Source organism: Paenibacillus humicus NBRC 102415 (genome assembly GCF_004000905.1).
Lineage (GTDB): Bacteria > Bacillota > Bacilli > Paenibacillales > Paenibacillaceae > Paenibacillus_O > Paenibacillus_O humicus.
The window spans coordinates 285,061-306,538 of sequence record NZ_BIMD01000001.1 but is presented as its reverse complement, the minus strand read 5'-3'; the positions used below and the strand labels follow the sequence as shown (position 1 = coordinate 306,538).

At 57.4% G+C, this 21,478-nt stretch carries 18 protein-coding genes; 17 read left to right on the top strand and 1 reads right to left on the bottom strand.

Annotation, left to right across the window (positions count from 1 at the left end; all coding sequences use genetic code 11):
• Nucleotides 1–82: 82 nt before the first annotated feature.
• The 5 genes from PHU01S_RS01395 (at nt 83) to PHU01S_RS01375 (ending at nt 7,661) form a co-directional block, all read left to right on the top strand.
• A complete protein-coding gene (locus PHU01S_RS01395) occupies nt 83–1,447 on the top strand; it encodes a cytochrome ubiquinol oxidase subunit I (protein WP_021879632.1) in 1,365 nt (454 codons plus the stop codon).
• Entirely contained in the window at nt 1,444–2,460 is a 1,017-nt protein-coding gene (locus PHU01S_RS01390; protein WP_048748511.1) for a cytochrome d ubiquinol oxidase subunit II, read from the top strand. The genes PHU01S_RS01395 and PHU01S_RS01390 overlap by 4 nt, the downstream gene beginning before the upstream one ends.
• Before the next feature lie 82 nt (nt 2,461–2,542).
• Nucleotides 2,543–4,324, top strand: a complete 1,782-nt coding sequence (gene cydD / locus PHU01S_RS01385) for a thiol reductant ABC exporter subunit CydD (RefSeq protein ID WP_373864511.1) — start codon at nt 2,543–2,545, stop codon at nt 4,322–4,324.
• On the top strand, nt 4,321–6,048 hold the full coding sequence (gene cydC, locus PHU01S_RS01380) for a thiol reductant ABC exporter subunit CydC (RefSeq protein WP_049867338.1): 1,728 nt from the start codon (nt 4,321–4,323) through the stop codon (nt 6,046–6,048). The genes cydD and cydC overlap by 4 nt, the downstream gene beginning before the upstream one ends.
• Before the next feature lie 440 nt (nt 6,049–6,488).
• The gene (locus tag PHU01S_RS01375; RefSeq protein ID WP_127505703.1) at nt 6,489–7,661 is read left to right on the top strand and encodes an MFS transporter; all 1,173 of its coding nucleotides are present in this window, start codon (nt 6,489–6,491) and stop codon (nt 7,659–7,661) included.
• On the opposite strand, the gene PHU01S_RS01370 is transcribed toward PHU01S_RS01375, so the two are convergent.
• The gene (locus tag PHU01S_RS01370; protein ID WP_049867340.1) at nt 7,656–8,204 is read right to left on the bottom strand and encodes a TetR/AcrR family transcriptional regulator; all 549 of its coding nucleotides are present in this window, start codon (nt 8,202–8,204) and stop codon (nt 7,656–7,658) included. The two genes, PHU01S_RS01375 and PHU01S_RS01370, sit on opposite strands and share 6 nt — an antisense overlap.
• A 261-nt stretch (nt 8,205–8,465) precedes the next feature.
• On the opposite strand from PHU01S_RS01370, the gene PHU01S_RS01365 reads away from it, so the two are divergent.
• The 12 genes from PHU01S_RS01365 to PHU01S_RS01310 all read left to right on the top strand — a co-directional run bounded on the left by PHU01S_RS01365 (nt 8,466) and on the right by PHU01S_RS01310 (nt 21,456).
• Complete coding sequence (locus tag PHU01S_RS01365; protein ID WP_127505701.1) at nt 8,466–9,449, top strand: aldo/keto reductase; 984 nt, start codon at nt 8,466–8,468, stop codon at nt 9,447–9,449.
• A 76-nt stretch (nt 9,450–9,525) separates the two neighbouring features.
• Nucleotides 9,526–10,560, top strand: coding sequence for a zinc-binding dehydrogenase (locus PHU01S_RS01360; protein ID WP_049867342.1), 1,035 nt, complete (start codon nt 9,526–9,528; stop codon nt 10,558–10,560).
• Between the two features lie 421 nt (nt 10,561–10,981).
• On the top strand, nt 10,982–11,815 hold the full coding sequence (locus tag PHU01S_RS01355; RefSeq protein WP_127505699.1) for a histidine racemase CntK family protein: 834 nt from the start codon (nt 10,982–10,984) through the stop codon (nt 11,813–11,815).
• Nucleotides 11,816–11,838: 23 nt separating this feature from the next.
• Nucleotides 11,839–12,666 carry a class I SAM-dependent methyltransferase gene (locus PHU01S_RS01350; RefSeq protein WP_127505697.1) on the top strand — a complete coding sequence of 276 codons (828 nt, stop codon included), beginning with the start codon at nt 11,839–11,841 and terminating at the stop codon, nt 12,664–12,666.
• On the top strand, nt 12,663–14,036 hold the full coding sequence (locus tag PHU01S_RS01345; RefSeq protein WP_127505695.1) for an opine metallophore biosynthesis dehydrogenase: 1,374 nt from the start codon (nt 12,663–12,665) through the stop codon (nt 14,034–14,036). The genes PHU01S_RS01350 and PHU01S_RS01345 overlap by 4 nt, the downstream gene beginning before the upstream one ends.
• Nucleotides 14,033–15,646, top strand: coding sequence for a staphylopine-dependent metal ABC transporter substrate-binding lipoprotein (gene cntA / locus PHU01S_RS01340; protein ID WP_127505693.1), 1,614 nt, complete (start codon nt 14,033–14,035; stop codon nt 15,644–15,646). The genes PHU01S_RS01345 and cntA overlap by 4 nt, the downstream gene beginning before the upstream one ends.
• Nucleotides 15,647–15,661: 15 nt before the next feature.
• Nucleotides 15,662–16,594 carry a nickel/cobalt ABC transporter permease gene (gene opp1B, locus PHU01S_RS01335; protein ID WP_127505691.1) on the top strand — a complete coding sequence of 311 codons (933 nt, stop codon included), beginning with the start codon at nt 15,662–15,664 and terminating at the stop codon, nt 16,592–16,594.
• Nucleotides 16,595–17,479: a nickel/cobalt ABC transporter permease gene (opp1C, locus tag PHU01S_RS01330; RefSeq protein WP_127505688.1), complete on the top strand. Its 885-nt coding sequence runs from the start codon at nt 16,595–16,597 to the stop codon at nt 17,477–17,479. It abuts the gene before it with no gap.
• A gap of 2 nt (nt 17,480–17,481) precedes the next feature.
• Nucleotides 17,482–18,303 carry an ABC transporter ATP-binding protein gene (locus PHU01S_RS01325; RefSeq protein ID WP_127505686.1) on the top strand — a complete coding sequence of 274 codons (822 nt, stop codon included), beginning with the start codon at nt 17,482–17,484 and terminating at the stop codon, nt 18,301–18,303.
• Nucleotides 18,290–19,093, top strand: coding sequence for an ABC transporter ATP-binding protein (locus PHU01S_RS01320; protein ID WP_127505684.1), 804 nt, complete (start codon nt 18,290–18,292; stop codon nt 19,091–19,093). Before PHU01S_RS01325 ends, PHU01S_RS01320 begins: the two co-directional genes overlap by 14 nt.
• A complete protein-coding gene (gene cntE / locus PHU01S_RS01315; protein WP_127505682.1) occupies nt 19,090–20,301 on the top strand; it encodes a staphylopine family metallophore export MFS transporter CntE in 1,212 nt (403 codons plus the stop codon). Before PHU01S_RS01320 ends, cntE begins: the two co-directional genes overlap by 4 nt.
• A 378-nt stretch (nt 20,302–20,679) precedes the next feature.
• Nucleotides 20,680–21,456: a TetR/AcrR family transcriptional regulator gene (locus tag PHU01S_RS01310; RefSeq protein ID WP_127505680.1), complete on the top strand. Its 777-nt coding sequence runs from the start codon at nt 20,680–20,682 to the stop codon at nt 21,454–21,456.
• The last annotated feature ends 22 nt before the right edge of the window (nt 21,457–21,478 follow it).

Here is a 21,478-nt window from a genome sequence, read left to right as displayed (position 1 = left end):
GAGATAAAAGCAAGGAAAGGATGGAAGCGTTTGTTCGCTTCATACTTTGTGAAAATATTCTCATACTCGGAGGCGATAAAGGTTGGCAGTAGACACGGTATTTTGGAGCAAGATGGTGACGGGCATGACGTTGGGGTTCCACGCCATTTTTGCGACGATTGGCGTCGGCATCCCGTTGATGATCGCAATCGCAGAGTTCATCGGAATCCGCAAGAAGGATCCTCACTACATCCTGATGGCCAAAAGATGGTCGCGAGGATTCATCATTTCGGTCGCTGTCGGTGTCGTAACCGGCACGGCGATTTCCCTGCAGCTGGCGCTGGTTTGGCCCCATTTCATGAAGCTGGCCGGCAATGTCATCGCTCTTCCGCTCTTCATGGAAGTGTTCGCATTCTTTTTTGAAGCGATCTTCCTCGGCATCTATTTGTACACATGGGATCGGTTCAAAAATCCGTATATCCACTGGCTGCTTACGATTCCGATCGTCGCCGGGGCAGGCATGTCCGCTGTATTCATTACAACGGTGAACGGATTCATGAACCAGCCCGGAGGCTTCGTCATGGAAGCGGGGCACTTCACGGCGGTCGATCCGGTGCAGGCGATGCTGAATACGGCGACGTTCTCCAAGGTTTTCCACGTCTTAAGCTCGGCCTACCTGACTGGAGCCGCCCTATTGGCCGGCATCGCAGCTTTTACGATGCTTAGAAAAGGCAGGAGCGCCTATCACAAAAAAGCCTTGAACCTCAGCATGGCGGCTGTCCTGCTGTTCGGCCTTCTCAACACGCTGGCCGGAGATGTATCGGCCAAGTTTTTGGCCGAGCATCAGCCGGAGAAGCTGGCAGCGGCAGAGTGGCATTTCGAGACGGAAAAAGGCGCGGATCTGATCCTGATGGGATGGCTCAACGCGGAGCATGAAATCATCGGAGCCATTCATCTGCCGAAGCTTCTCAGCTTCCTCGCTTTCGGAGACTTTAATGCCGAGGTGAAAGGCCTCGAGGAATTCCCTTTGGATGAGCGTCCGCCGCTTCTCGTTCATTACTTGTTCGATTTCATGGCCGGAATCGGATTCGCGCTGCTGGCAATAGCCTGCTTGTATTTCTTGTTCGTATTCTGGAAAAAACGCAACGAGCTCAACAAGTGGCTGCTCCGCATCCTGGCGCTGACCGCGCCGCTGTCATTTCTGGCCGTGGAGTTCGGCTGGCTGTATGCGGAGCTCGGGAGGCAGCCATGGATTATTCGAGGGTATATGCGTGTCGAAGAAGCAGCCACGACATCGCCAAGCGTACGATTGCTGTTTTTCCTTTTCCTCTTGTTGTACATCGCCTTAGCCGTCGTATGCGTGCTCGTGCTGCGCCGATTGTTCCATCATAAGCCGGCGGAAGCGGAGATGGAGACATGGATGAAAGAAAAGCGGGATTCATCCAAGGAAGGGGGCGAGAGGGCATGATCAGTTACGAGCTGATGGGCATCTCGGTGCTGTGGCTGTTTCTGTACGGCTATCTGATCGTTGCCTCCATTGATTTCGGAGCGGGCTTTTTTGCCTTTTATGCTCGATCGACCAAGCAGGATCACGTCATGAATCGTCTCATTTCCCGATATTTATCTCCGGTTTGGGAAATTACAAACGTATTTTTTGTCTTTTTCTATATCGGCATCGTCGGCTTTTTCCCCGATACGGCCTATTATTACGGCTCCGCGCTGCTTGTACCGGGAAGCATCGCCGTCATCCTGCTCGCCATTCGAGGCTCGTTTTACGCCTTTGAAAACTATGGCTCCAAAACGAACATCATTTATCTGTTTCTGTACGGAGCGACGGGGCTGCTGATTCCGGCTTCATTGTCGGTGGCTCTGACCGTGTCAGAAGGCGGCTTTATCTTGAAGGAGGCGGACGCCGTTTCTCTGGATTACTGGGCGCTGTTCACAAATCCGTTGTCCTGGAGCATCGTCGGCCTGGCGATCGTGTCCGTCTTGTTCATCAGCAGCTCTTTTCTGGCCTTTTACGCCTCGCGCGCAGAGGATCATTCCGCTCTGAAGCTGCTGCGGACCTATGCCCTGTTTTGGAGCACCCCGACGATCATTACCGCATTGACGGCGTTTATTTTTTTGGGCCAGCATAATGAGCGGCATTTTCAAAACATGATGGATTTATGGTGGCTGCTCGGGCTTTCCGTTGCCTTTTTCATGGTCGCTATGTGGCTTTTATATCAAGGACGCCGGTACGGTCTGGCTTTCATATGCATCATGCTGCAATTTTTCTCCGCCTTTTTCGCTTATGGAATCGGGCATTACCCGTATATCCTCGACCCGTACATCACGATTCAAGGCGGCGCTACCTCGCCGTCGATGGGATTTGCGCTTGTCGTCGCTTTCATTGGAGGCCTGTGCCTGCTGATTCCTTCGCTGGCTCTTGTCTTCAAGCTGTTCCTGTTCGATGCGGATTATGTCAAAGGGAAGAAATAAACCCAATGGTTCACATCCTTACAGGCCTTAGATCAAGGAGGAGAATGGTGTGAAGCGGAAAACGAGCCTGATGTCACAGCAAATGTCTGCGCAAAGAAAAAACATGGTTCTCCTTGCCGTCCTCTCGCTGGCGCTTGGCGCAGCCATAATCAGCCAGGCCGCATTGCTCGCGGAAGCCGTCCAACGGATTTTTGTGGAGAGAGCCTCCTTTTCATCGGTTGTCCTGCTGCTCGGCACGCTGCTGGCCGCGATGGCCGCGCGTACCCTGTTGTCATATGGGAACGGCAAGATCGGCCTGCGTATGGCCGCCGACGCCAAGCGGAACATGCGGGCAGCGGTGCTGCGTCATTTGACCCATGCTGACATGCCGTCGGCCCTTTCCGGCCAGACAGGAGGCAAGGTCAGCATTGCACTGGATGCCGTGGACGAGGCGGACAGCTATTTCAGCCAGTACATGCCGCGGATGATGGAAGCCGCCATGATCCCGCTCATGATTTTAGCCGTTGCGTTTTTCCAGCATGCAAATACCGGCTTCATCATGCTGCTTACCGCTCCGTTCATTCCGCTATTCATGATTCTGGTTGGACTGAAGACGAAGGCCAAATCGGAGCAGAAATATGAGCAGCTGGCCGAATTTTCCGGTACATTCCTGGATTCCCTGCAAGGACTCGTCACATTGAAGCTGTTTGGACGGACTCGCCGCCAGCAGCAGGAAATCGAACGCAGCAGCATCGGCTACAGGGATGCCACGATGGGCATTCTGCAGATCGCGTTTACGAACACCTTCATGCTGGAGTCGATCGTCATGCTGAGCATCGGCATTGTCGCATTGGAGCTGGCCCTTCAGCTGCTCGTTTTCGACTCTCTTGCTTTCCACACCGCTTTCTTTTTGCTGCTGCTCGTTCCGGAGTATTACAGCCTGCTGAAAAATACGGGAACGGCTTTTCACAGCGGCCGAACGAGCATGGGAGCGGTGCGCAAGGTCGACGAGATGCTTGCGACGGCAAGCAGCAGAAGCGGTCTGGCCGATAGCGGGGAGGGGGCCGCCGCGAAAGCCGGAACCCAGGCGATGGCGAGTAAGGACGGATGCCGCGCAGCTCCTGCGGTTGGATCGGCACTGCCGCCGGCTCTTGAGCTGAACCATGTCCGATTCAGCTATGCGCCGGAATCTTTTGAGATCAAGACAGGCCGAATCGCGATCGGACCGGGAGAGCACACCGCCATTGTCGGCAAAAGCGGCTCCGGCAAAACGACGCTGCTGAATCTCCTGTCCGGCTTGTTGCACCCGGCATCCGGGGAGATTCTGGTAAACGGATGTCCTCTTGTCGAATATGATGAGGCCTCTTGGTTCAAGCATGTCAGCTATATTACGCAGCATCCGTATATTTTCGCCGGCACATTTGCTGAAAACATTGCGATTGGAGCCGGGCGCAGCGTATCCAGAACCGAAATAGAGCAGGCGGCGGAGGAAGCCGGACTTGCTGCGGTTGCCGCCCAGTTCGAGCAGGGCTTCGATACGCTGGTGGGAGAAGGTGGCAGGGGACTGTCCGGCGGGGAAAAGCAGCGGCTGGCCTTGGCAAGGGCCTTTTTAAAGCGGCCCGCGCTTATTTTGTTCGACGAACCTACCGTAGGGCTGGATCTGCATACCGAGCGTATCCTGCAGCGCTCGATAGCGGCGCTGGCCGAAACAGCGACGATGATTACGGTTGCTCACCGATTGCATACGATTCGGAATGCCGACAAGCTGCTGTTCATGGAAAATGGAGCGGTGGTGGATTCCGGAAGCCATGAAGAGCTTCTGAAGCGGCTCCCACCGTATGCCGAGATGGTTCGCGTCCAACGAAAAGGGGGCATGGCGGTATGAGCGGGCTGGCTATTCTGTCCAAGGCGATGATTCAGGAGCGCAAGGATATCTTCCTTTCGATTCTAGGCGGTTTTATCGCCGGCATTGCAGGCGTAGGCCTCTTTTCTGCAAGCGGATATCTGATCTCGCAGACGGTATTTGCGCCGCCGCTGTATACGCTGATCGTCCTCACCTCGCTGGTCAAGCTGCTCGGCCTCATCAGGGCGGCAAGCCGGTACGCTGAACGGCTGTATTCCCACCGGGCGACGTTCTCCATGCTGAGCCGGCTGCGAACCTCCTACTTTGCCAAGCTTATTCCTTTGACGCCCGGCTTGCTGAACAAAACCCGCAGCGGCGACCTGCTTTCCCGGATCGTCGGGGACGTGGAAAGCCTGCAGCATTATTTTTTGCGGGTCGCTTACCCGCCGATCATTGTCGTCATGGTTTTTTTGGCCACGATGCTGTTCACCTCGGCCTTTTCCTTCTGGATGGCGTGTCTGTTCGTGATCGGAATGCTGGCGACGGCATTGGCGGTGCCGGGAATCGTCTTGCTGGGCCAGCGGAGGATCCATGGACGCGTCCGCCGGCAGCGGGCGTTGTTATCGGCGGAAGTAACGGAAGTCTTGTACGGCTTCCGGGATTTGAAGCTGTACGGACAATTGGCGCAGAGGGAGCAGCAGCTTCAGGAAGCTTCCGCTGCCCTGGCAGCCGAGCAGCGGCGAGCGGCGGGACATTTGCTGCGCGGCCAGCTCATGCATGCTTTTGTTACGTATCTGATTACTTGGGGCGTGCTGGCGCTCGGGGCCTATTTGATCCAGAATGGATCGCTTGCCGGCGTTTTCCTGGCGATGCTGGTGATGGCCTCGCTCACCGTGTTTGAAGAAGCGGCGGCCATGTCGGTATTGCCCGCCTATAAGCAGGATAGCGAGCATGCGGCCGGACGGCTCACGGAGACGCTGAAGCCGCCAGCTGAGCCCGCAGCGCAGCCATGCCGGTCGTTGTCTGCCGCTCATGCCGTTTCAATGGAGCTGTCGGCCGTTTCGTTTTACTATGAAGGGGAGCGGCGGCCTGCGCTGAGGGATATTTCCCTGCATTTTCCGCCCGGGTCCAAAACGGCCATTGTCGGGCCGAGCGGATCGGGAAAGTCTACGATCGTCGACATGCTGCTGAAGCTGCGTCCGCCGACGGCCGGCGAGATAAAGATGGGCGGCGTTCCGCTGACGGAACTGGAGGAGACGGGCATTTGGCAAGGGGCGAATGTCGTGCTGCAGCAAGGCCATTTCTTTCGGGGCACGATCCGGGACAACCTGCTGCTGGATGGAGACGGCTATGAAGACGGGCAATTGACGGATATGCTCGCCAAGATGCACTTGCAGCATGTATCGTTGACCGATAGGGTAGTTGAAAAAGGGGAGAATCTGTCGGATGGAGAGAAGCAGCGGCTTGCTCTGGCGCGGGCGATGCTCCGCAAAGGCCGGTTGTGGCTTCTGGACGAACCGACGTCATCGCTGGACGATGTAACCGAACAGCGCGTCATGAGGCATCTCTTCGAACAGGCTGCGGACGATACGCTTCTCCTGATCTGTCATCGGCTTGCCGGTTTGGAGGCGATGGACCGTATTGTCGTTCTGGACCAAGGCAGAATCGTGGAAACGGGTACTTTTGCGGAATTGATGGAGCAGAAGGGCTATTTGTACGAGATGAAGCAAATCGAGCTGCAGCTGATCGGAGAAGCTGGAGAGTAAAACACTTTCGGTGCAGCTGTTTTTGATAGGATGCTGTTCCAAGGGCAGAACCGGTTAGGATCTGCGCTCGGGGTGGCCGTCATCGGCAGCGTGCAGCAGCGGCAATTCTCAAAGCGGTATCGCCATGAATGCAATCCATAAGAGCAGTCGGTCATTTTGACCGGCTGTTTTTTTATTGCATTCATAGTCCTCACCCATGCTTGGCCAACAAATCCGGCCGATTTCGCCATCCACTTTTGCCAGGGGTACGATCCACCATGCTTTCTCGGATAAACGACTCCTTCCGGCTTGATGTTGAATTCTCAACATAATCCGGTGTTTTATTCATTGTATTTCAATGCCCGGCTACTATAATGAACATATGTTTATAAAGCAATTAAAATCGATAATTGTTCATGTGTTGGATAACTGTTTGGTTGCTGAAAGAAGGAGACAAACTCATGGCTAGAAAAAATCAGTTGGTATTGATGCTATTGACGATAGGCGTTTTCGGCATCTTAAATACGGAAATGGGCATCGTCGGCATTTTGCCTTCGATTGCGGACCACTTTCATGTAAGTATATCAAAGGCAGGGCTGCTAGTAAGTCTTTTTGCACTTGCCGTTGCCATATCCGGACCGATTGTTCCGCTGCTGTTTTCGGGCTTCAATCGCAAAAAAGTACTGCTGCTTGTACTGGGCGTATTCGTTCTTGGCAACATTGTCTCCATCTTCGCTTCAAGCTTTGCCGTTTTATTGCTTGCCCGTGTTATTCCAGCCTTTTTGCATCCTGTGTATGTCTCCATAGCATTAACGGCAGCAGCAGCATCCGTCCCCAAGGAAGAAGCGCCAAAGGCCATTTCAATCGTATTCATGGGCGTAACGGGGGGAATGGTGCTTGGATCGCCAATCTCCAGCTATATAGCCAGTTCAGCTTCAATCGAAATGGCCATGCTGTATTTTACGATCGTGAATGTAATTGCATTTATTGCGATCCTATTTGTGCCCTCCATGCCTGTTGAGGAAAAGCTCTCCTATGGGTCTCAGCTGAATGCATTGAAACGGTCCTTTACTTGGCTGTCCATTGCGGCCGTCATTTTTATAAATGCCGCCATGTATGGAGTCAGCAGCTACCTTGCCGTCTATCTTGCAGCCATTACCCATATACCGGGGAAAGCGATCAGCTTCATGTTATTCGTATTCGGAGGGGCAAGTATAATAGGCAACATCTTGGCTGGCAGGCTGCTTACAAAAAGCACCGCCAAATCGGTCGTATCTTTTCCTTTCGTATTGGGAGCTGTCTACCTTCTGTTCATTATGATGGGAAGGCTTGCCGTACCTATGGCCCTCATTATGTTTGTCTTTGGAATCGCAGTGGCTGTAGGAAACAATATTTCGCAATACTGCATTGCATCTGCAGCTCCTGAAGCCCCCGAATTCTCAAATGGACTGTTTTTGGCATCCGGGAACATCGGAGTTACCATCGGGACAACTGCAGGAGGATGGCTGATCACAGGCATGGGTACGCAGGCTGTAATCGCGGGTGGATTCCTGTTTTTGAGCTTGAGCCTGATATTTATCCTCCTAAGAAACCGCATCGGTCAACCAGGAGGATTCCAATCGGATCGGCTATAAGCTTCTTTCCAGCAAGGCTCCGACTTGCTTGGCCATGACTTGCGGCGGATAGGGCATTTTATTGCGGATCCACCATTCAATAACCCCGACATAAGCAGTACCGGCATACTGCAGCATCACATCTTCGTTTAAATCCTTGTTTTTTCCGCTTTCGTGTTCGATTTCACCCTTGAATCCTTCCATAAAAGAATCAAGAAGACGGGTTCTAAACGAAGAGGGGGCTTCTTTGCCGGCTAGCATCGTTGAAAAGAGCAAATAATTCTTCTCGAAGTACTCAAAATAAGGCACCAGAGCATCGGCCCAATCCAGCTTGCAGGCCCATGTATCGATTTCCTTTAATTCATCGATGTGTGCTTCAATGACTTTATCCAAGAGATCATATTTATCCTGATAATGAAGATAGATGGTGCCTCGGTTCACGTTGGCCCGATCGGCAATATCCTGAATGGTGATGGCATCGAAGTTTTTAACCGCCATCAGTTCTATAACCGCTTTTTTCAACGAGTCCTGCGTTTTCAAAATTCTTCGATCTACTTTTGCCATCTGTCTATTCTCCCTGTGCAGTCAATTTAATAAACAAAACGGGAATATCTGTTGTGAACTCGACAAATCCGTTTGATTTAACCCTTGTATTCCGCTTCCATGCTCCTATAATAATAGACATAAGTTGAATAAACAACTTATATGGTTTAATGAAAGACGTTTAGGATTCTTTTCGAAGGGGATTTATGCTTTAAGCTTCCTGTTTTCAAGCAAGTTCGAAGACTTGATATACAAATTCAAATAAGGAAGGAAAGAGATCGGATGAAGAAAAGAAAATTGGGAACCAGCGGTTTGGAAACCTCCGTGCTTGGATTCGGATGCATGGGATTGAACTATCATCGGGGTCCGGCAAAAGATCGCAGCGAAATGACTCGTGTCGTGCATTCCGCTATCGATGCCGGCATTACCATGTATGATACCGCAGAGGTTTATGGGCCTTACACCAATGAAGAGCTTGTCGGCGAAGCGCTTGCAGGCCATCGAAGCAAGGTGCAGATAGCGACAAAAGGCGGCCTTAAGATCACGGGTTCGTCCAATGAGCCTGACAGCCGGCCGGAATCCATCATCTCCTCGGTCGAAGGGTCTTTGAAACGATTGCGTACGGATTACATCGATCTCTATTATATCCATCGTGTAGATCCGAATGTACCCATTGAAGAAGTGGCGCTGACGATGCAGCAGCTGAAAAAAGACGGGAAGATCCTCCATTGGGGGTTGTCGGAGGCGAGTGCGGAAACCATCCGCCGCGCCCACGGCGTTGAGCCGCTGGCGGCAGTGGAGAGCGAGTATTCAATCTGGTGGCGGGAAGTAGAGAACAGCATATTCCCCGCGCTCGAACAATTGGGCATTGGCTTGGTTGCCTACAGTCCTCTTGGACGGGGATTTCTCACCGGAAAAATAGACAAGAATGCCTCTTTTTCCGAGAATGACAACCGAGGGGAGCTTCCCCGGTTTGCCAAGGATGCCATGGAGGCGAATCAAACGATCGTCGATTTTTTGAATAAAGTGGCCGAACAGAAGCAAGCAACCCCCGCCCAAATAGCACTTGCGTGGATTCTGTCCCAGAAGCCCTTTATTGTGCCCATTCCGGGGACGACAACTGTCAGTCGAATTTCAGAAAATGCCGCATCTGCTGAAATCGTCTTTACGGAGCGGGAGATGCTGCAGATCAATGAAGAAATCGCCAGCATCCAAATTGTCGGCGACCGTTATCCGGAAGCAGAAAAGAGAAGGACCGGCAAATAAGCATTGAACTGCGGGTGATTGCCGACCGCTCCAATCCAAACAAAAAGATTTAGTGAAAAAGGGGTTGAATTAGGATATGAAAGCAAATGTGATGTATGCTGCTGGCGATGTCCGTGTCGTAGAAGCGCCCGTTCCAACCTTGCAAAAGCCGACGGATGCCATTTTGAAAGTGGTTGCCGCCTGCATTTGCGGAAGCGATCTGCATCCTTATCACAGCATGCATGCCCATGAGCATGGCGAAGGCGAAGCGATGGGGCATGAAGTGATTGGGACCATTGAAGAAATGGGATCGCAGGTTGCCGGATTCAAAAAAGGGGATTTGGTTGTCGTTCCTTTCGCTTATGGCGACCTTACCTGTCCATTTTGCCAGGAAGGCTTGATGACTTCATGCGTACACGGCGGGTTTATGACCGGCTGCCAGGCGGAGTTTGTTCGAGTGCCTCAAGCACAGGGAAGCATGTTCAAGCTGCCTGACGAAATCGATGAGAGCTCTCCCTTGCTGCCCTCCCTGCTGACATTGTCGGATGTATACGGAACGGGTTATCATGCGGCGCTGAAGGGAGGAGTGAATGAACATACGACGGTGACGGTTATCGGCGATGGAGCCGTCGGTCTTCTTGCCGTCCTGTCGGCGAAGAAGCTCGGCGCCAAGAAGATCATTCTCATGGGCCGCCACAAGGTACGGACGGATTTGGGCCTTGAATTTGGCGCCACGGATGTTGTTCCTGAACGCGGAGAAGAAGGTGTGGCGAAGGTTCGGGAGATGACGAACGGGGAAGGCACTCATGTCGTGCTTGAATGTGTCGGACTCATGCCTGCTTATGAGATGAGCATAGGAGTCGTGCGGGCTGGCGGAGTCATAAGCCGGGTCGGCGTGCCTCAGTATGACGATGCTCCCGTTGGCTTTGCCAGTCTTTTTGGACGCAATATAACGCTTACGGGGGGACCGGCGCCAACGCGTGCTTATATGGAGGAGTTATTGCCCGACATCCTGAACGGAACTATTGAACCTGGCCGTGTATTTGATGCAACCGTTGACCTGGATGGGGTTCCGGACGGTTATCGCGCCATGGACAAGCGTGAAGCGCTCAAAGTATTGATTAGACCCTGATAGCTCAATTATGAAGCAAAGGCAGCCGGTCCTTACGATCGGTTGCTTTTTTTTGCTGCCCGTATGGCCCGGTGCCGAAAACATTTCTATGAGGAGAACCTTTTGAAGAAACCCTTTGAATGTTCACCTATGTGCCTCGTGCTTCATGGAATTGAAAGCTGAAAAATGGAGGCCCGACAGGACTAGATACGCGATTGGAGGAATAGGTTGAAAACAAAAATTGTTGGAGGAAGGTTGTTTCGGCAGAATCGGGGGGGCATTAGGCGAGGCGCGGGGCAACGGCCTCTTTTTTTCGCCTCATCCCGTTCGGGAGCTGGAATGGACTGACAGAAATGTGTTGACGCAACCGGGTACTCTAGCTATTATTAGTAATTATTACGTATTAATTAGTAATAATTACTATCAAACCGGAGGAGAGGCGATGAACCTCGAAGTTGAATTCGTCAAGCTCAATCCGACTCAGAACATGACCGTTCTCGTCAACACGCCGCTTCCGCAGGAAGCTCATGCAGCGGTCGCATCCCGCATGATGGCCTATGACAATGTGTTCGCCGAGCAGGTGGGCTTCATCGAGAAGCCGCGACAGTGCTCTGCATCCGCCCGCCTGAGCATGGCTGGGGGAGAGTTCTGCGGCAACGCCTGCATGGCGCTGGCGGCGTTGATCGCCGAGGACAGCGGGCTGCCCTCGGGAAAGGTCATGACGGTGGAGCTGGAGGCTTCAGGCGCCGAACGGCTGGTCCGCTGCGAGGCGAGCCGCGCGGAGGATCGCTTCCGCTGCCAGGTGGAGATGCCGCTTCCCCGGCGCATCGAGACCAAATCGATTACGCTCGGCGGAGAGGCCCGCAGCGTCGGGCTGGTGTGCTATGCCGAGTCTACGCATCTGGTGCTCGAGGTCGAGTCCTTCTCCGAATCGATTCGTACCGAGGCTTGCGAGCTGGCGCGGTTGCTCGGAGCGATGCTCGACGATCGACTGATCGGCATCATGCTGTACCGTCCGGAAGTGTCGGAGATGCAGCCCTTGATCTATATTCCTTCCCTCGACAGCCTCGTCTGGGAACGCGGCTGCGGCTCGGGGTCCGCCTCTGTCGGAGCTTACTTGTGCTGGAAGAAAGGACGCTCCGTTTCGCTTTCGCTTCGACAGCCCGGCGGCAAGATCGCGGTCGAGGCGGAGAGCGAAGGGGGGAGCATCAGGAGGCTGAACATAGCCGGGCTCGTCAATATCGTCGCCCGCGGCACGGCTTACATAACGGCTTGACGTAAGGAAAGGAGAGAAAACGATTGATCGTATGGACTGATTTTCACCGGACGCTGTCCGAATACGCCGACGGCTTCGCTTCACTGGCAGCTGCTTATGACGGGACGGCCGGCTCCTCGGCCGAGCTTGAGGCGGTCATCGACCGCTACTCCTCTCTCATTCTGGAGCCGCGCAACACGCTTATGTGGGAGGAGCTCATACGCCGGGAGCCGGAGGAAACGGAGCGGCTGGCCTATCGGCTGCGGGAGCGTTCGGCGCTCTGCGTAGCGCTGATGGAAAAATACCGCGCACTCAAGCTGCTGGAAGGCGCAGAGAATGACAGCGGTTATTTCCGCAACATCGAGGCCTGCATCGAGGAGGAGTTCGGCAGCTTCACGGTAACGCCGGAGTCCAGGGTGCTGATGGTCGGCTCCGGCTCGTTCCCGATGACGCCGCTGCTGATTGCCCGCCGCACAGGCGCCCAAGTCGTCGGCATCGACATCGACCCGGAGGCGGTCGAGCTCGGCCGCAAGGTCGTGAGCAGACTCGGACCGGAGCTCCCGATCCGGCTGGAGGCAAGCTCGGTCGAACAATTGGACGGGCTCAGCACGGTGACCCATATCATCTTCAGCTCCACGGTCCCCGTCAAATACGAGCTGCTCGAACGGCTGCATCCGCTCACCGGAGAACAGACCGTTGTGGCCATGCGTTATGGCGGCGGCTTGAAATCGCTGTTCAATTATCCGATCCGCCAGGCTGCGGACAGCCGCTGGCGGCTGGCAGAAAGCCTGCTGAAGCCGGGGCGGATTTTCGACATCGCCTTGTACCGCAAGGCTGCCGTGAGTCATCAGCTGGACGGGGGTGCGCAATGAGCGCGCTCGGGGACTCGCTGATTCTCGGTACGGGACCTGCGGCCGTTCAGCTGGCCGTGCTGCTGCGCAGGCAGCTGTCCATCCGGGTCGGCATTGCGGGGAGAAGCTCGCCCCGCTCGAGACTCTTCTTTGCCGCTCTCGCCCAGGGGGATGGAGCGCTGGTCGCGGACGTTCAGAATGCGGCCCACCGGGAGCTGGGTGGAACATGCATGCTCGATGCCTGGCACGAGGGCTACGACCGCATCGAGGGCGAGTGGCCGACGCTCGTGCTGGCCGTGACGGCGGACGCCTATGTCCCGGTGCTGGAGCAGCTGCCGCCGTCCGTGCTGAAGGCTGCCCGCTGCCTCGTGCTCGTCTCGCCGACCTTCGGCTCGGGCAGTCTCGTCGGCCAGCTGCTGCAGAGGCTGCAGCCCGCTGCACGGCCCGAGGTCGTCAGCTTTTCGACTTACCTGGGCGATACCCGCTGGCCGGATGGCCGGCCCGGCTCCCGCGCCGTGACGACAGGCGTGAAGCGCAAGGTATTCATCGGCTCCTCATGCGGCCGCTCGTCGGCAGTCATGGAGGAGCTGCAGGGAGCCTGCGCCCGTTCCGGCATCGCGATGGAGGCGCTGGAATCGCCTCTTGCCGCCGAAACGCGGAACATCTCGCTGTATGTGCATCCGCCGCTGTTCATGAACGAATTTGCGCTTGAGGCGGTGTTCTCCCTGGAATCTGACCGAGTTCAGACCTATGTATACAAGCTGTATCCGGAAGGGCCGATAACGCCGTCCCTGATCCGCGACATGCGCTCCTGCTGGCTGGAGATCAGCGCCATCGTTCAAGCGATAGGACTGCGGCCGATCAACCTGCTCCGGTTCATGACGGAGGAGTGTTACCCGGTACGTCCGCAAAGCCTCTCGAGCGAAGAGCTGGAGCGCTTTCCGGAGCTGGATGCCGTGCATCAGCAGTATTTGCTGTACATTCGTTATGCCTCGCTGCTGATCGATCCCTTCTCCGAGCCGGATGGGCAAGGACGCTATTTCGATTTTTCGGCGGTTCCCATCCGCAGCCTGGCCGTGAACGACGAGGGCCGATGGGAGGTGCCGCGCATGCCCAAGGAGGATTACTACCGGACGGCCATCCTGCAGGGCATCGCCCGGCGGCTCGGCGTTCCGACTCCGACGATCGATCGGCTGCTCGGCCTGTACGAGAGCCGGCTCGCCCAGGCGAGAGCGCAGCTTGCTGCCCAAGCTCTCTCGGAGGCGTTTTATCCGGGCGGCCATGAAGCCGAGCTGGAGCTGATCGTCCGCGGCCTGCCGGACAGGTCGCGCTTATTCTTTGATCCAATTTCAGGCGCTTCGGCGCCCATCCAGGAGGAAGAAATCCATTGAAGCATTCGAGAAACGCCCTATCCGCCATCTTCATCCTATTCCTGATTTTCTCCTCCGGCTGCTCCGACAGCGGGAACGAGCCTGCTGCTGAAGCGGCGAAGCAAGGCCAAGCACGGGAAATCATCTATGCTTCTTCCAAGGACATCAACGACATGAATCCTCATCTGTATTCCGGCTCGATGCCTGCGCAGGGCATGATCTACGAATCTCTCGTCGAAAAGACCGAAGACGGCATCAAGCCGCTGCTCGCGGAATCCTGGGACATCTCCGAGGACGGCATGAGCTATACGTTCCATCTGCGGCATGGCGTGACGTTCCATGACGGATCTCCGTTCAACGCGGAAGCGGTGAAAGTGAACATCGACGCCGTGCAGGCCAATGCCGAACGCCATGCCTGGATCAAGCTGTCGACCAAGATCAAGGAAGTCCGCGCAACGGATGAGTATACGGTTCAGCTCCTGCTCGACGAGCCCTATTATCCAACGCTGCTGGAGCTGTCGATGACCCGTCCGTATGTGTTCCTCTCGCCGAAAGACTTCATCAACGGGCAGACCAAGGACGGCGTCGCCGGCTACGACGGCACCGGCCCGTATCGTCTTGCCGACCAGAAGCCGGAGCAGTATGCCGTGTTCGAGGCCAACGAGTCCTATTGGGGCGGCGCGCCGCAGGTCAAGCGGATTACCGCGAAAGTGCTGCCATCGGGAGAAACGACGCTGCTGGCGCTGCAAAAAGGAGAAGTGAACTTCATCTTCACCGACGACCGCGGCGCGGACGGCGTGGACGTCGAGGCGATGCAGAGCCTTGTGGACAGCGGACGGTACCAGCTGCTTCGCAGCAAGCCGATGAACACGAAGATGATTGCCGCCAACAGCAGCAGCACAGGTCCGGTGCATGAAAGAGCGGTGCGCCTAGCCTTATGGCATGCCGTCGATCGCGAGACGATCGCCGGACAGATTCTTCATGGGGCCGAATCGCCGGCAGACAGCCTGTTCTCGGGCAATGTGGAATATGCCGACATCCCGCTGGCCAAGCGCGGCTACGATCTGAAGCATGCGGCCGAGCTGCTGGAGGACGCCGGCTGGAAGCTGGAGAACGGAGGCGAGACGCGTGTGAAGAATGGCAGGCAGCTCGCGCTCAAGCTCTATTACGATGCCGCCTCCTCCTCGCAAAAAACGGAAGCCGAGCTGATTCAGAGCGCCGCCAAAACGATCGGCATGAAGCTGGAGCTGATCGGCGAGCAGTCCTCCTCTGTCGCGGCACGCCGGGCCTCAGGCGATTATGACCTGCTGTTCAACCAGACCTGGGGGCTTGCCTACGATCCACAGAGCACGGTTTCCGCCTTTACGGCGGAGTCCTCTTACGCCCATACGACCGGCGGCATCGAAGGGGTGGAGGAGTTGTACGCCAAGATCGGACAGGTAACCGGCACCAGGGATGAGGAGAAGCGCAAGGCCCTGTACAAGGAGATTCTGACAACGGTGCATGACGAGGCCGTATTCATTCCGATTACGCATGGCAGCATGGCGGTGCTCGCCCCGAACGACCTGGAGGGCGTTGCGTTCAAGCAGACGCAATTCGAGCTTCCTTTCGAGCTTATGCACTTCAAGTAGAAGGAGGAGGCACGCATGATCCGATATGCGGCACGCAGGCTGCTGACAGCAGTCCTGCTGCTTCTTGTCATCTCGTTCCTGGCGTTCCTGCTGCAACAGCTCGCTCCGGTCGATCCCGCAGAGGCGGTCCTTCACGCGCAGGGCGTGCCGCAAGTGACGTCGGAGCTGATAGCCCAGAAAAAAGCGGAGCTCGGCCTGGACCGGCCGCTATTGCGGCAATACGCTTCCTGGCTGGCCTCCAGCGTGCAGCTGGATTTCGGCCTCTCTTATGTGACCGGCAAGCCGGTCTGGAGCCTGCTTGGCCCTGCCTTCATGCATACGCTGCAGCTGACGGCGGTTTCGGCGGCTGCGATCATCCTGCTGTCTGTCGCGCTCGGCGTCTACTGCGCCCTGCGCGAGGACGCCTGGCCGGACAGGGCTACCCGAGGCGCAGCCTTCCTGCTGACCGCGATGCCTCCGTACTGGCTGGCTGCCTGGCTCGTCTGGCTGTTCTCGGTCAAGCTGGATCTGCTGCCGACTAGCGGCATGGACTCGGCCGCCAGCTTCGTGCTGCCGACCGCTGTGCTCGCAGTAGGTTATGCAGGTGTCTACTTCCGCGTCATCCGCAGCTCGATGATTGCCGGGCGCAACGAGGATTACGTCCTGTACGGACGCGCCAACGGCTTGACGGAGAGGGCCATTACAAGGCGTGTGTTGGCCAATTCGCTGCAGGTGGCTGTGCCGATGTTCGGCATGGCGGTCCCGATCCTGCTCGGCAGCACGGTCGTCGTGGAAAACGTATTCGCTTGGCCGGGTCTCGGCACGCTGAGCGTCAAGGCGATACTCGGCCGCGATTATCCCGTCATCCAGGCGTTCGTGCTGCTGCTGGCTTCATCGTTTGTCGTGTTCAACGCCGTATCGGAAGTTCTAAGCGGGCTTCTGAATCCCCGATTGAGAAAGGACCTCTAAATGAAACGAATTTCACGGCTCTTGTCGGACCGGCTGGCGCTGCTGTCGCTTGCAGTGCTGGCGGCGATCGCCGCTGCCGGCATGCTGGCTCCGTGGCTGGCGCCCCATCCGCCGGATGAGGTGAACATGGCGCTGCGTTATGGCCCGTGGTCGCTCCATTACCCGCTCGGCAACGATCAGCTCGGCCGCTGCGTGCTGTCCCGGATTCTATACGGCATCCGTCCGAGCGTGCTGCTCGTGCTGGCTGCCGTACTCGCCTCCGTTCTGATCGGCGCGGCAGTCGGCATGGCGGCAGGCTACGCCGGCGGCCGGACGGACGCGCTGCTCATGCGGTTGTGCGATGTGATGCTCTCGTTTCCCGGCTATGTCATGACGCTCGCGGTAATCGGCGTGCTCGGCGTCGGGCTGCAGAACATCCTGCTGGCGTTCATTCTGATGAAATGGGCCTGGTTCGCGCGGATCGTACGCTCATCCGTTCGCCAGATCGCAGATGCCGACTATGTGCGCTTCGCCCGGACGCTAGGCACCGGATCGCTGGCGATTCTGTTCCGCCATATCCTGCCGGTCTGCGTGCCCGAGCTGGCTGTCGTCGCGAGCAGCTCCTTCGGCTCGACGCTGCTTCAGGTGTCGGGGCTTTCCTTCCTCGGCCTCGGCATCCAGGCCCCTCAAGCGGAGTGGGGAATGATGCTGAGCGAAGCGAGGCAGTCGATGTTTTCGCGGCCGGAGCTCATGCTGGCGCCGGGGCTGATGATTGTCCTTACCGTTTCGGCGGTTAATTTCCTGTCCGATGCGATGCAGCAGGCTGTCGATCCGCAAGCGGGCTCGTCCAAGCGCCATCAGCCGGAAAGGGCCGAGGCGGCTCTGATCGGAAGGGAGGTCGCATGAACATGGATGTGCTGGAGGTGAGCCGGCTCAGTATCGCGCATGCCGGATCCGGCGCGGCGATTGTGCCGGAGCTGTCCTTCTGTGTGAAGGAAAAAAGCTGCCTGGCGATCGTCGGGGAAAGCGGCAGCGGCAAGTCGATCGTCTGCAAGGCGATCATGAGGCTGAACGGTCCGGCGCTGCGGCAGAGCGGCAGCATCCGGTTCAAGGGCACGGAGCTGACGGAGCTGTCCGACGACCGGATCCGCGGGCTGCGGGGTGCGCAGATCGGCATGATTCTGCAGAACGGCATGCGTGCTTTCGATCCAGGACTGAGGCTTGGCAAGCAGCTGCATTCGGTGCTGAAGGCTCATTTCGGGTGGAGCCGCGAGCAGAGCAGAGAGCGGTTGTCGGAGGCGATGGAGCTGCTGCTGCTGCAAAGTCCAACGGCGGTGCTGAATCGATATCCGCATGAGCTGTCCGGCGGCATGCTGCAGCGGCTCATGATCGCGCTGACGCTCGTGCTCCAGCCGGAGCTCGTTATCGCCGATGAGCCGACGACCGCGCTGGATGCGGCCTCCCGCCAGGAAGCCATCGGCCAGCTGATTTCGCTGCGCAGGCAGGCCGGTTGCTCCATGATCCTGATCTCGCATGATTTGTCCGCCGTGGAGCGGATTGCCGACGAGGTGCTTGTCCTGCGCGGCGGCATGGCGGTGGAGCGGGGGACGGCCGCAGAGCTGCTGACTTCGCCGAGGCATGCCTATACCCGCCATCTCGTGGAGTCGAAGCATGCCTTGAGCGGCCGCTTCGTTCAAGCGCTGGGAGGACGAACACATGCTGAGCGTTGAAAAGATCGCCAAGTCGTACTCCAGTAACGGTTGGCGAGGTCCAGGCAGGCATTTGGTGCTGAAGGAGGTGTCGCTTGAGTGCCGGCCGGGTGAATGTGTCGGCATCATCGGAGCGAGCGGCAGCGGCAAGTCGACGCTCGGACGCCTCATTCTCGGATTGGAGCAACCGGACGCAGGCTCGGTCCGGATCGACGGAGAGGAGCTGGGACGCCGGTCGCGCCGAGGCGCGGTTAGCGCGGTGTTTCAAGACTACCGCTCGTCGATCCACCCGTTCTTCACGGTCCGCCAGGCGCTGCAGGAGGCGCTGGGAGGAAGCCGGCGCTCAGGCGATTCCAAGCGGGGAAGCAGCCGCAAGCTGGAGACCGCGCTGGAGCAGGTCGGATTGGACGTCTCTTATCTGGAGCGTTATCCCCATGAGCTGTCGGGCGGCCAGGCGCAGCGGATCGGCCTGGCGCGGGCGCTGCTGACCGGAGCCCGCTGGATTGTGCTCGATGAAGCGGTCAGCTCGCTGGATGCGCCCGTGCAGGTGCAGGTGCTGGAGCTGCTGCGGGAGGCTCGCGGCACCTACGGAACCGGCTATCTGTTCATCACGCATGATCTGGAGGCTGCGGCTTACCTGTGCGATCGGATCGCCGTGCTGCATGAAGGACGCATCATCGAGACAATCGAGACGGAACGGCTCGGCGAGCTGAGAACTCCATACGCGCGCGAGCTGCTCGATAAGTTCCGGCTCGGCCATGCGCTAGTTCCGCGACAGCATGCGGCCATAACAAAGGAGGAGAGGGGATGAACGGGGCGTTGTCCTGGCCGTTCATGCGGCTTTATCTGCTGACGGCGCTTTATTTTTGCGCCAATGCCATCCTGAATGTCATCATTCCGCTCAAGGGAGGCTCGCTTGGCGCCAGCAATGCGGTGATCGGCATCGTAATGGGCGCCTATCTGTTCACGACGATGCTGCTTCGTCCATGGGCCGGGCACATCATCCGCAAGCAAGGTCCGATCACCGTGCTCCGGGCCATCCTGGCGCTCAATGCGCTCGCGCTCGCCTTGTACGCATTCACGGGCCTGGAGGGATATTTCGCCGCCCGCGTCCTTCAAGGCGTCTGCACGGCCTTCTTTTCCATGGCGCTCCAGCTAGGACTGATCGACGCTCTTCCGGAAGGGGAGCGGTCCCAAGGAATTTCCATGTACTCGCTCTGCGCCACGATGCCCGGCATCGTCGGTCCGCTGCTGGCGATCGGCTTGTGGGAGGCGGACAATCCGGCTCTGCTCGCCATCGTGCTGATCGGTCTGGGCGTGCTCACGGGTGCGGTCGGCTTCACCGCCCGCGTTGGAGAATCGGCCGCACAGGAGGCGAAGCCAGAGACGAAGGACGGAAAGCCCGGCGAGGGAGCTGGCATGCTGCGATGGTTCGGAGAGCTGGTTCGACATCCCCATCTGCTTCGCTGCAGCCTGCTCATGCTCGGGGCGTCGGTCATATTCGGCGCGGCGACGACCTTCATCCCGCTGTATGCGGCGAAGGTGAGCGGCGCCAGCGCCGCCGTGTACCTCATGCTGCAGGCCGGCACGGTGGTCGCCGCCCGCTTCTGGCTGCGCAAGCGGATACCGTCCGATGGAGAGTGGCATCCCGTGTTCATGCGCCTGATCCTGCTCAGTCTGGCGGCTGCGGCGCTTTGCGTCGGCCTGGCGGCTTACGGGGGCGGCGCGCTATTTTACGCAGGCGCGTTCCTGATGGGCATCGCGCAGGCGATGGTATATCCGACGCTCACAACGTATTTGAGCTTCATCCTGCCGAAGGACAGCCGCAACATTCTCATGGGGCTGTTCATCGCCATGGCCGATCTTGGTGTCTCTCTAGGTGCAATCGCCATGGGTCCGGTCGCGGATCTGACCTCTTATTCGGCGATGTATCTGTTCTGCGCCGCCCTCGGCGCCTCGCTGCTGCTCGTATCGGCGCACGAGGCGAGAAGCCGCAGGTCAAGTTCGCTCCCGGCCTGACCGAGCTGTTTAAGGATGAAGGACAGCCATCACGCTCTCTTGCTTAGAAAACCTAAGCGGAGAGCTCTTTCTGATTTTAATCCAAACCGAGATTTGAAGGCTTCCAGGTGATTCACGATCATGCATACGACTGCTAGGCTGACCGCTATTCACGGTTGAGATGGCCTTATGCAGCTGACAGGCCGTTCGATACGATGGAGTTAGGCTGCACGACAGCTTAGGCCTTTTTCGTAGTACCGGGCTTAGGCTTGTCCGGTGGGATTATAGCGGAATCCGCTCCTAGGGCAACAGCAATACGGCGGATCTCTTGATATATGCAAGCCGTTGTTTTATATTGACATTACAGAAGGTCAAAAATAAAAGAGGGGAACGGACGAGATGACTCCACGCACGAAGGAACAGAACGAAGAAATTCGGCTGCGTCGTCTGACGCAAATAAGGAAAGCCGCTGCCGACGTTTTTTTGACGAAAGGACCCCTGTTGGAAATCCGGGATGTGGCTCAGCAAGCGGGACTCGGCTACGGCACGGTATACCATTATTACACCAATAAGGGGGATCTGCTCCATGACCTGCTCTGGGACGCGATGGAACGCGCGGCGGGATGGCTCGACGGCTCAGTGGAGGCTCGATTGGAGAACCGACCGGAAGCCATGCTGAAGATCCCGCTGGAAGCGCGCGCTTCAGCTTCTGGGGAGGCGCCGGGGGCAAGACATCTGAGCATAGCTGAGGTGGACACCGGCAGCCATGCTGCCGCGGGCTCCAAAAGCAGAAGCCGCGAAGCGGCCGCTGCCGAGGAGCTTGGCCCCGTCGCCGCTGCCGGAATGCGGCTGCTGCAGCTTTGGGCGGAGGACCGGGCCTTGTACCTGCTGTATAAGCAGGCCGGCGAGGAATTTACCGCGCTGCCCGATGCGCGCTCGGCCGCGCTCGCGGCCGCCTTCCGACGCGATGTGCTCGTACCGCTCGCCGCGCTTATGGACAGCGGGCTTGAAACGGACGGGGCAGCCGCTTCCGGCGGTGCTGCAGCGGAGCCGCCATACCGCCTGCATCGCGCGGAGATGCTGCTGTCCGCCTTGGTCGGCTGCGCCTCTCTTTCGCTTCGCCGCGGCAAACTTGGCGAAGAAGCGAGAGATATCGTCGGGTTTTTAAACTTATAGGCTGGATAGGGAGGGAATGAGC